Raw genomic sequence first — 748 nt, 5'->3', positions numbered from 1 at the left:
AATCATACCTCATACTACAAAACGACAATAGCAAGCCATTGGAACCGCGGGATAAGCGAAAAATTCAAAACTGGGAATAATGTTGGCCTTGTCGATCATATCGATCGGCAACAGGAACTCATGGTCTTCAACCTGCACCACGACATCCTGCTCTTCTACACCGCGCAGAAGGCCCTGAAAGTTGCGTCGTCCCTCGAAAGGCGAGCGCAGCTTGATCTTCACTTGTTCACCGGCAAATTTGGCAAACTGCTCAAGAGTGAACAGCGGGCGCTCCATGCCAGGCGAGGACACTTCAAGGGCGTATTCAACGGAGATCGGATCTTCAACATCCAGAACACCGCTGATCTGACGGCTGACAATGGCGCAATCGTCCACCAGCACGCCACCTTCTTTATCAATATAAACGCGCAACATCGAGTGCCGACCCTGAGCCGAAAACTCGATACCCCAGCATTCATAGCCCAGGGCCACGACCACCGGGGCCAGCAAGGCCTGCAACTCTTCTAGCTTGCTCGACACCTGAACCCCCTAGTGCATGATATGTGCATGCTTTGCAAAATAAAAAAATGGGCATAACGCCCATCCTTGAAACGCCGTCGAACAGCGGCGTTGAAAGTATCCAGCTAACAAAAAGCCCCTTAAAAGGGGCTCCTTAAACTGGTTGCGGGGGCCGGATTTGAACCGACGACCTTCGTGTTATGAGCCCGACGAGCTACCAGACTGCTCCACCCCGCGACAAAGCTGGGGC

1 protein-coding gene and 1 tRNA gene are annotated in these 748 nt (G+C 52.8%); both read right to left on the bottom strand.

Translation table 11 applies throughout. The annotated features are described in order from the left end of the window. Window positions 1–9: 9 nt before the first annotated feature. Window positions 10–519 carry a ribosome maturation factor RimP gene (gene rimP / locus ACIGDJ_RS28240; RefSeq protein ID WP_397504721.1) on the bottom strand — a complete coding sequence of 170 codons (510 nt, stop codon included), beginning with the start codon at window positions 517–519 and terminating at the stop codon, window positions 10–12. 139 nt (window positions 520–658) lie between these two features. After that, window positions 659–735: transfer RNA gene (locus ACIGDJ_RS28235), tRNA-Met, on the bottom strand. Window positions 736–748 lie beyond the last annotated feature (13 nt).

The organism is Pseudomonas sp. NPDC079367 (genome assembly GCF_044542195.1).
In the GTDB taxonomy this organism is placed as follows: domain Bacteria; phylum Pseudomonadota; class Gammaproteobacteria; order Pseudomonadales; family Pseudomonadaceae; genus Aquipseudomonas.
Note: the sequence above shows the minus strand (reverse complement) of the source record. Positions and strands in the feature narration are given on the sequence as shown.